The following is a 2,593-nucleotide window of genomic DNA, read 5'->3' on the forward strand; positions in this document are numbered from 1 at the left end:
GTTGATATTAACCTTTAGGTTGGCAAATGCTTTCAATCCTTTTATCTCAGATTCATGCTCTTTGCCCCTAGGCGAGAAGAGTGCATCTAGCTTGGATTCAAGATCGGTCCCCCGTGAGGTGGTGGCCTTTGATTTTTCCTCTAGCGCTGCGATTTTCTGTGTGACTTTTCTGCGTTTTAGTATCGCTTTTTTCATGGCGAGCGCTTCACGGTCATTAGCTACAACGTCGCGTTCAAAGCAGCGCTGGCGTGCGATTAAGAGTCCTGTATAGATAGCGCACATGGCCGCACAGTAGATCCATAGAAGCGCAGTTGCCGCAGGCCGGTAGGCTTCCACAAGTCCGAGTGCTTGGCGGATTTTCCAGAGTGCGGTGAGAAGGATTTCTCGGGTGCTGGTGAGGTCTGCGCGGGCGCCTTCGATGGCCACGTAGCGCCCGGCGTGGATGTATCCCCAGTGCAGGGCTGCGAGAAAGGCTGTTCCTGCCACGGCGAGGATGAGGCTTTTTCGTGCCCGTGATAACCAGGCAGGGCCCTGGGCTGCGTGAGGGAATTCGTCCGGGGCCAAATCGCGGTTATCAATGAATTCTGCGAATGTCACAGGCACGGTGTCACCTTCCTTCCATAAGCACCAGCAGGTGGGGGTTACTGGGTTGCTACGGCGTCAGCATCGGCGTTGTTGTCTGCGGGGTCTTCTGGTGCTGGTTCGCCCGCAGGCGGTGCATCGGCGGGGCGCTGCTCAGGCTCAGGGGTCTCGTTGGCCTTGCGCCCGTCGAACTGCTCGGGGTGGGTGGCGGCGAACTTGTCGAGCTGGTTTTGGGTGACGCTGAACTGTTCCCCGAGGTCGTTGGCGGCCAGGGCGCCGCCTTCGTCGCTGTTGTTGAAGGCGACGATGCGCACCGAGATGATGTTGCCGCCTGAGACCACATCGAGGGTGTCACCGACGCGCCACAGCCCGGAGTTATCGCTCTTGTCCGTGACCACCTGCTCGTTGGCCTCCATGGCCGCCGAGGAAGGATCATGGGAGTCCTTGAGGTAGCCAGGCCAGACAAAACCGCCGATTCCCACCCCGACAGCGACGATCACACCAGCAGTCGCGATGCCGACCGCCCAGCGCCTCTTGTTCTTCTCCGGTTCGTCGTCGGTCTCCCCGGAGCCGTCGAGATCCTGCACAGTGCCCTGATCACCGGGGAAGCCTTCGACTTCCGAGAAATCAAGGTGAGGCTCATCCTTTTCGGGGTCCTTATCTGCTGCCTGTACAGAGGTGTCCTCGGTGATGTGGTCCTCGGCGCGGGAATGCCGGCCCGGGGTGGCGTCGTCTTCCACGAGCGGTTCATCCCAGTCCTCGTTAAACGCGCGGGCATGGGGGGCTTCTCGGCGCGGCTCGTCGTGTTCGGGGGACGACAGGGCGGCAGCCTGGTCATCGGCCAGTTCAGGGGTCTGCTCATCCCCAGAGGCCAGCAGGCGCAGACCATCGAGGTAGAGCTGGCGGGCGTCGGCGGCCTGGTGTAGGGCCCGAATCGCTTGTGCAACATCGGGAAGGCCATCGCGGGCTTCTAGGACCTTGCGGATGGCTTCTCGTGCGTCCTGGGCGCGGGTATCGCATTCCTGCTGCGCCTGGGCCACGATCTCATCGTGGGCTTCTTCCTGCCTGCTGATCTCGTGTGCACTGAGTTCAGGATGCACCTGGTCAAACTCGCGTTGCAGGCGGGCGATCTCGTCGAGTGCCCACTGCTGGAACGCGTGGTTGCGCTGCTCGTTGAGCGCGGCGCTGTGCTCCTTCGCGTCTGCTTCCTCCTGCTGGTAGCGCTGCCAAGCGGTACGCCAGGTGGTGATACTCGGGCGGATCTTGTGTTCATGGCGTGCTACCGCGCGCGCGATCACAGCAGCGTTGTCCTTGCTGAGCACGGTGAGATCTACACTCCCCAGCGCGGACTCGGCTTGGGTGCGCGAAGCCTGCTTCATAATTCGTGCCATGAGAGCGTCCCGAGGGCTCATCTGCTGCCTGAGGTCTACCCCCTCATGCAGGTCCACTACATCTTCCACGGTGGTCGGCATGGCGGAGGTATCCAGCACCAAGTGCTCCACGGCCTCCATGATCTCCGGGGATACCTCACCGTCAGGCGCAGGCGTGCTATGCGGCTGATCGAGCAGCGGCGCAGCAGCGCTGCGGTGACGCTGGCGGAGATTGACCGGCGTGGCCTGCCCGCGCACAGGGGACACCTCCTCGGTACCCCCCTGGTCTGGGGTGCTGGTGGTGGACTCCGGCCAGGAATCCGGCGTGATCGTCGTGGTGCTAATTAGCGTTGCGGTCGAATCAGTCTTGTGGTCATCGCGGTCAACAAGCACAGCATCTTCCTCCTTAATCGTGACGTCTGTTTCTTCTCCGATGAAGATGGCTTCTTCTATCGACTCCACCGTGGAGTACGCAATATCTTCACCTCGTTCCTTGACCTTAAAAGCACTCTCATTCATCCCCCCCATTTCAATCACCACGGAGAGGTTTTCGTGCAGGGTGTTTTTCTCGTCATAGTCGAGGAGGAATTGAAGCGACTGGTGAACATTATCGCGGATAGTAACCTTGCCTGCTTTTTCTT

The 2,593-nt window shown here is 60.4% G+C and carries 2 protein-coding genes; both read right to left on the reverse strand.

Annotated features, from left to right (window positions below; translation table 11 throughout):
• On the reverse strand, positions 1–597 hold a 597-nt coding region (locus B140_RS14075; protein WP_156801808.1), incomplete at its 3' end, for a hypothetical protein.
• A 44-nt stretch (positions 598–641) separates the two neighbouring features.
• A partial coding sequence (locus B140_RS14155; protein ID WP_169332549.1) for a hypothetical protein occupies positions 642–2,593 on the reverse strand: 1,952 nt, incomplete at its 5' end.

The organism is Corynebacterium mastitidis DSM 44356 (assembly GCF_000375365.1).
In the GTDB taxonomy this organism is placed as follows: Bacteria; Actinomycetota; Actinomycetes; order Mycobacteriales; family Mycobacteriaceae; genus Corynebacterium; species Corynebacterium mastitidis.